At 68.2% G+C, this 6,660-nt stretch carries 5 protein-coding genes; 2 read left to right on the top strand and 3 right to left on the bottom strand.

Features of this window, described 5'->3' with window-relative positions; translation table 11 throughout:
* Nucleotides 1-64 precede the first annotated feature (64 nt).
* On the bottom strand, nucleotides 65-1,267 hold the full coding sequence (locus tag LX81_RS12265; protein ID WP_111537624.1) for an IS256 family transposase: 1,203 nt from the start codon (nucleotides 1,265-1,267) through the stop codon (nucleotides 65-67).
* A gap of 125 nt (nucleotides 1,268-1,392) precedes the next feature.
* Here LX81_RS12265 and LX81_RS12260 point away from each other — a divergent pair, with 125 nt between their 5' ends.
* The gene (locus LX81_RS12260; protein WP_146259422.1) at nucleotides 1,393-1,722 is read left to right on the top strand and encodes a hypothetical protein; all 330 of its coding nucleotides are present in this window, start codon (nucleotides 1,393-1,395) and stop codon (nucleotides 1,720-1,722) included.
* Here the strand turns inward: LX81_RS12260 and LX81_RS12255 are convergent.
* Both LX81_RS12255 and ilvD read right to left on the bottom strand, forming a co-directional pair.
* A complete protein-coding gene (locus LX81_RS12255; RefSeq protein WP_111537611.1) occupies nucleotides 1,719-3,734 on the bottom strand; it encodes an NADPH-dependent 2,4-dienoyl-CoA reductase in 2,016 nt (671 codons plus the stop codon). The two genes, LX81_RS12260 and LX81_RS12255, sit on opposite strands and share 4 nt — an antisense overlap.
* Nucleotides 3,735-3,812: 78 nt before the next feature.
* The gene (gene ilvD, locus LX81_RS12250; RefSeq protein WP_111537610.1) at nucleotides 3,813-5,576 is read right to left on the bottom strand and encodes a dihydroxy-acid dehydratase; all 1,764 of its coding nucleotides are present in this window, start codon (nucleotides 5,574-5,576) and stop codon (nucleotides 3,813-3,815) included.
* Nucleotides 5,577-5,738: 162 nt separating this feature from the next.
* Between ilvD and LX81_RS12245 the strand changes: the two genes are divergently transcribed.
* Complete coding sequence (locus tag LX81_RS12245; RefSeq protein ID WP_111537609.1) at nucleotides 5,739-6,626, top strand: CPBP family intramembrane glutamic endopeptidase; 888 nt, start codon at nucleotides 5,739-5,741, stop codon at nucleotides 6,624-6,626.
* The last annotated feature ends 34 nt before the right edge of the window (nucleotides 6,627-6,660 follow it).

Here is a 6,660-nt window from a genome sequence, read left to right as displayed (position 1 = left end):
GATGATGTCCCAGCTCGTGGTGTAGCTGGTGGCGGGCCTCGCGCTCAGAGGCGGGCCGAGCTGGTCAGTCGCGCTGCGCAGCAGGCAGGCTGACTATGGCATCATCGCAGACCGGTGCGAGCGTTTCCAGCGTGAGGTAGCGGCCACGTTGAACGGTCCATTCCTCGGTCTGCTCCATCAGGATCGCGCCGACGAGCCTGCGTATCGAGCTCTCGTTCGGGAAGATGCCGACGACATCGGTGCGCCGCTTGATCTCGCCGTTCAGGCGCTCGATCGGGTTCGTGCTGTGAAGCTTGGCGCGATGCTGGGCGGGGAAGGTCATGTAGGCGAGCACATCCTCTTCCGCCGTGTCAATGAGCTTGGCGAGCTTCGGCAGCTTCGAGCGCATCTGATCGGCCACCAGCCGCCACTGAGCCTTGGCCGTGGCGTGGTCCGGCTGGGCGAAGGCGGTGGCGATGAAGGCGGAAACCACCCTACGGCTGCTCTTTCCGGCATGGGCAAGCGCATTGCGCTGGAAATGGACACGGCAGCGCTGCCAGGTAGTGGAAAGCACCCGGGCCGTGGCGGCCTTGATCCCCTCATGGGCGTCGCTGACCACCAGCTTCACGCCGCCCAGCCCGCGGCGCACGAGATTGCGCAGGAACTCGGTCCAGAAGGGTTCGGCCTCGGACGCTCCGATCGCCATGCCCAGGACCTCGCGCCGCCCGTCGGTGTTCACGCCCACTGCGATGGTCACGGCCGCGGAGACGATGCGCCCGCCCTGACGAACCTTGAGATAAGTCGCGTCGATCCAGAGGTAGGGCCATTCGCCCTCGATGGGCCGCGTCAGGAACGCGTCCACCCGCTCGTCGATCTCCTCGCACAACCGGCTGACCTGGCTTTTCGAAATGCCGGTGCCCCCCATGGCCTGCACGAGGTCGTCCATGGACCGTGTCGAGACGCCATGGACGTAGGCCTCCTGAATGACGGCCGTCAGCGCCTTCTCCACCGAGCGTCGCGGTTCGAGGAAGGACGGGAAATAGCTCCCCGTGCGCAGCTTCGGAATGCGCAGCTCGACGTTCCCTGCTCGGGTCTGCCAGTCCCGATCGCGGTAGCCGTTGCGCTGTGCAAGGCGCTCTCCGCTTTTCTCTCCGTAGTCGGCACCGGTCTTCGTGCCGACCTCCAGCTCCATCAGCCGCTCGGCGGCGAAGCCGATCATCTCGCGGAGCAGGTCCGCGTCGCCGCTCTTCTCCACGAGCGCGCGGAAGTCCATCATCGGTTTAGTCATCGGGAACATCCCTCGGTTCAGGTTGGTGTCAGCAACCCGACCCTACCGAGAAACCCGATGGCCACCGCCAGCTACACCACCCCCCGGGACGTCACCCACGCGGCTTCACGGACGGGACGCCTTGGTTGCCCATGCGCTGGCCGGAGGGGATCTCCGTGGCGGCGCAGTCGGAGCGGAGCGACAGCGTGCTGGCCCTCTATCGCGAGGTCCTGCATTGGCGGCGAGAGACGGGGATCGGCACGCCCGACGACGTCGCCTGGGATTCGAGCGACACGGTGTTGTCGCTGACGATCCGGGTCGGGGCGCGGACGTGGAACGCGGTCTACAACTTCTCCCCCGATGCGGTGCTGCCGGTGCCGTCGCGACAGGGACAGGCGCCCGACGTCGCTTCCGGCTGGGACGGGACGGAACTCGCCCCCTGGGGTGCGGCGATCTGGGAGGAGCCTGCCGGCTAGAGCCGCGCGGCGAGCCGCGTGCCCTGGTCGATGGCACGTTTCGCGTCGAGTTCGGCCGCGACATCCGCCCCGCCGATGAGGTGATGACGGATCCCCGCCGCGTCGAGCTTGACGGAAAGCGTCCGCTCCGGCTCCTGCCCGGCGCAGAGCACGATCGTATCCACCTCGACGTGATCCGGTTTGCCGTCCACGGTCACGTGGAGGCCGTCCGCATCGATACGCTCGTAGGTGACGCCGCCCCGCATCTGCACGCCGCGCATGGCGAGGCCCGCGCGATGGATCCAGCCCGTGGTCTTGCCCAGGGATCGCCCGAGCTTCTCCGCCTTGCGCTGCAGGAGGTGGACCTGCCGGGCGGGGGCGGGCGGTCGCGGACCTTCCGGTGCGAGGCCGCCGCGCGCGTCCTCGGGATCGGCGATGCCCCATTCGGCAAGCCACGCGGGCAGGTCGAGCGTCGTGCTCTCTGCCGAGACGAGGAAGTCCGAAACGTCGAAGCCGATGCCGCCCGCGCCGATCACGGCCACGCGCGGACCGGCCGCGGCGCGGCCTGTCAGGATGTCGGCATAGCCCGCGACGTTCGAGCCCTCCTGACCCGGTATGCCCGGATCGCGCGGGCGCACGCCGGTCGCGAGGATCACCTCATCGAAGGACGCGAGGTCCCCGGCCTCCGGCGCCGTGTCGAGCCGGAGGTCGATGCCGCGCTCCGCCACCATGCGCTCGTACCAGTCGACGAGACCCAGGAACTCCTCCTTGCCCGGAACGACCTTGGCGAGGTTGAGCTGCCCGCCGATCCGGCCCGATCGCTCGAAAAGGGTCACGCGGTGGCCCCGCTCTGCGGCGGTCAGCGCGGCGGCGAGCCCGGCCGGACCGGCGCCCACCACGGCGATCGCACGGGGCGTCTTGGCGGCGGAAACGACGAGCTCGGTCTCGTGGCAAGCGCGCGGGTTGACGAGACAGGAGGAGAGCTTACCGCCGAACGTATGGTCGAGGCAGGCCTGGTTGCAGGCAATGCAGGGGGCGATCGTCTCCGCGCGACCCCGCGCGGCTTTGGCCACGAAGTCGGGATCGGCGAGAAAGGGGCGCGCGAGGCTTACCATGTCGGCGCAGCCATCCGCGAGCACCTCTTCCGCGACCTCGGGCGTGTTGATCCGGTTCGAGGTGATGACGGGGATCCCGACCTCTCCCATCAGCTTGCGCGTCACCCAGGTGAAGGCGCCACGCGGGACGGACGTGGCGATCGTGGGGATCCGCGCCTCGTGCCAGCCGATCCCGGTATTGAGGATCGTGGCGCCTGCGGCCTCCACCGCGCGGGCGAGCGTGACGACCTCCTCCCACGAGGAGCCGTCGGGGACGAGATCGATGAGGCTCAGCCGGTAGATGAGGATGAAATCCGTTCCGACCGCTTCCCGCACGCGGGAGACGACCTCCACGGGCAGGCGCATCCGGTTGGCGTAGGAGCCGCCCCACGCGTCCTCTCGTCTGTTCGTATGGCGCACGAGGAACTGGTTGAGGAAGTAGCCTTCCGACCCCATCACCTCGACCCCGTCATAGCCGGCCTCGCGCGCCCGTGCGGCTGCGGTGGCGATGTCGGCGATCTGCTTCTCGATCCCGGCCGTGTCGAGCTCGCGGGGCGCGAAAGGTGAGATCGGCGAGCGGATCGCCGACGGGGCGACGCAGTCCGGCGAATAGGCGTAGCGCCCGGCATGGAGGATCTGCATCGCGATCCGGCCCCCGTCGGCGTGGACGGCGTCGGTCACGCTGCGGTGGTTGGCGATGTCGGCGGGCGTGTGGAGCCCCGCCGCACCGGGAAAGACGCCGCCCTCCGCGTTGGGCGCCATGCCGCCCGTCACCATGAGCCCCGCGCCGCCACGTGCCCGCGCGGCGTAGAAGGCCGCGACCCGGCCCCAATCGCCCGTTTCCTCAAGCCCGGTATGCATCGAGCCCATGAGGACGCGATTCGGCAGCGTCACGAAGCCCAGATCGAGCGGCGCGAAGAGGTGGGGATAGGATGTCATGCGGGCGGCCTCCCTCGTCGGCGAGAGAGTGCCGCCGCGCGGGGAGGGTGTCATCCCCGACGCGGCGTCAGGCCCCGCTTAGAGATCCATGTAGACGTGGCGTTCCGCGACGCCGCCCGGATGCGTGACGGCGCCCTTGTAGGTCGGTCCCACGAGCTGAGCGTATTTCCAGAGCGCGCCGGAGGCGTAGATCGTCTCCTTCGGACCGGCCCAGGCCTGGCGGCGGCGATCCATCTCCTCGTCGTCGAGGGCCACGGAGATCTCGCCCTTGATCGCGTCGATGGTGATCATGTCGCCACTCTCGATGAGCGCGATCGGGCCGCCCTGCGCGGCCTCGGGCCCGACATGGCCGACGCAGAAGCCGCGCGTCGCGCCGGAGAAGCGGCCATCGGTGATGAGCGCGACTTTCTTGCCCATGCCCTGTCCCGACAGCGCGGCGGTGGTCGCGAGCATCTCGCGCATGCCCGGCCCACCGGCCGGCCCCTCGTTGCGGATGACGATCACCTCGCCTTCCTTGTAAGAGCGGGCCTTCACGGCCTCGAACGCATCCTCCTCGCATTCGAAGACCCGTGCGGGACCGGTGAAGACGCGATCCGCGTCGGGCATTCCCGCGACCTTCACGATCGCGCCCTCGGGCGCGAGGTTGCCCTTCAGGCCCACGACGCCGCCGGTCTTGCTCAGGGGCGTTTCCACCGGATAGACGACGCGGCCGTCGGCTTCCGACGTGCAGCGGTCGATCTCCTCGCCGATCGTCCGGCCGGTCGCCGTCATGCAATCCTCGTGGATGAGCCCGGCCTTGCGCAGCTCCTTCATCACCACGGGCACGCCGCCCGCCTCGTAGAGGTCCTTGGCGACGTATTGCCCGCCGGGCTTCAGGTCGACGAAGTAGGGGGTGTCGTGGAAGATGTCGCAGACATCGCCGAGGAAGAAGTCGATCCCCGCCTCGTGCGCCATCGCGGGCAGGTGAAGGCCGGCGTTGGTCGAGCCCCCGGTGCAGGCCACGACGCGCGCCGCGTTCTCGAGGCTCTTGCGGGTGACGATGTCGCGGGCGCGGATGTTCTTCTCGATGAGGTTCATCACCGCGGCGCCCGACGCCTCGCCGTACTGGGTACGGTCCTGGTAGGGCGCGGGCATTCCCGACGAGTTCGGCAGTGCGAGCCCGATCGCCTCCGACACGCAGGCCATCGTATTGGCGGTGAACTGCCCGCCGCAGGCCCCGGCCGACGGGCAGGCCACGCGTTCGAGCACGGCGAGCTGCGCATCCGTCACGTCGCCCGCCTGGTAGCGGCCGACGGCCTCGAACATGTCCTGAACCGTCAGGTCGCGGGAGGCGAAATCGGCCGGCACGTCGGCGCCCTCGGGCACCTTTCCGGGCAGGATCGAGCCGCCATACATGAAGACCGACGGCGTGTTCAGCCGGATCATCGCCATCATCATGCCCGGCAGCGACTTATCGCAGCCCGCGAGGCCGACGATCGCGTCGTAGCAATGCCCGCGCATCGTCAGCTCGACCGTATCGGCGATGGCCTCCCGCGAGGCGAGGGAGGAGCGCATCCCCTCGTGGCCCATCGCGATGCCGTCGGTCACGGTGATCGTGGTGAATTCGCGCGGCGTTCCGCCCGCCGAGAGCACGCCGGTCTTGACCGACTGCGCTTGCCAGTTGAGCGCGATGTTGCAGGGCGCGGCCTCGTTCCAGCAGGTGGCGACGCCCACGAAGGGCTGGTCGATCTGCTCCTGCGTCAGGTCCATCGCATAGTAGTAGGAGCGGTGCGGCGCCCTGGCCGGGCCTTCGGTCACATGCCGCGAAGGCAGCTTCGATTTGTCCGGCTTGTTGCGCAACATGGCTCTCTCTCCCTGGCGAAGCTCCGTCGGCCGAGGGATAGGCGAGCGCCCATCCGGGCACAAGTCCGCGGGGCGTTCGGGATGGGCGTCCAAAAGCCGAATTGCGCCCATCTGTCACCCTCGTTAACTTGGACCCTCCAGTGAACGGAGCGTTCTTCCTTCATGGCCACCGCGCCGCCCTTCGTTGCCTTCATCGCGCCGGCCCGCCGATATCCCCAGATATGGCGCCTCCTTCTCGGTATCGTCGTCTGCGTGATCGTCTTCGTGGCGTGGCTCGCGCTGATCTTCGCCGTGCTGTCCTTCTCCGACGGAATGGAAGAGGCCGCGCAGCGGATGCAGGGATTGACCGATCCGGTCACGCCGGGACGCACGCTCCTGCTTCTCACGACGTTCGTGGGCATGGCGCTCGCGCCGATCGTCGCGGCCCGGCTGCTGCATCGCCGCGGTGCGGCCTCCCTCTTCGGGCCCAGGCGGAAGGTGGTGGTCCATTTCTGCGTGGCGGTGATTTGCCTTGCCGTGATCTACGGCGGATCGCTCCTCCTCTGGTCGCAGAATTTCGATGCGGAGCCTAATCTTCCGCCGCGCCTCTGGTTCGCCTTCCTGCCCTTCGCGCTTCTCGGCGTGCTCGTGCAGACCGCGGCCGAGGAGCTGCTCTTCCGCGGCTACCTCATGCAACAGCTCGCCGCGCGGTTCCGCTCCGCGCTCATTTACATGCTGGTGCCGTCGCTGGCCTTTGGAATACTGCATTACGATCCTGTCACGATGGGATCGAATGCCTGGGCAGTCGTGGGCTCCACCGCGTTCTTCGGACTGATCGCGGCCGACCTGACGGTTGCTACCGGATCCATCGGCGCGGCCTGGGGACTTCATTTCGCCAACAATGTCCTGGCGATCCTGGTGATCTCCACGAAGGGGACGATCACGGGGCTCGCCATCTATCTCACGCCCTACGACGCCAGCGATGTCGAGATCACCGGGCCGCTCCTGATGACCGACATGATCCTCATCATTCTTCTGTGGGTGGTGCTGCGTACGCTGCTTCGCCGCTGATTGCATTTGGAGTCCGTGCGGATTATGTAACGGG

This window comes from Palleronia aestuarii (assembly GCF_003253995.1).
Lineage (GTDB): Bacteria > Pseudomonadota > Alphaproteobacteria > Rhodobacterales > Rhodobacteraceae > Palleronia > Palleronia aestuarii.
The sequence above is the reverse complement of the archived record's forward strand: the minus strand, read 5'-3'. Positions and strand labels throughout refer to the sequence as shown.

What these genes read in the sequence shown, in the direction of transcription:
- LX81_RS12265 (WP_111537624.1), bottom strand. Translation starts at nt 1,267, where the DNA reads ATGACTAAACCGATGATGGACTTCCGCGCGCTCGTGGAGAAGAGCGGC.
- LX81_RS12255 (WP_111537611.1), bottom strand. Translation starts at nt 3,734, where the DNA reads ATGACATCCTATCCCCACCTCTTCGCGCCGCTCGATCTGGGCTTCGTG.
- ilvD (WP_111537610.1), bottom strand. Translation starts at nt 5,576, where the DNA reads ATGTTGCGCAACAAGCCGGACAAATCGAAGCTGCCTTCGCGGCATGTG.
- LX81_RS12245 (WP_111537609.1), top strand. Translation starts at nt 5,739, where the DNA reads ATGGCCACCGCGCCGCCCTTCGTTGCCTTCATCGCGCCGGCCCGCCGA.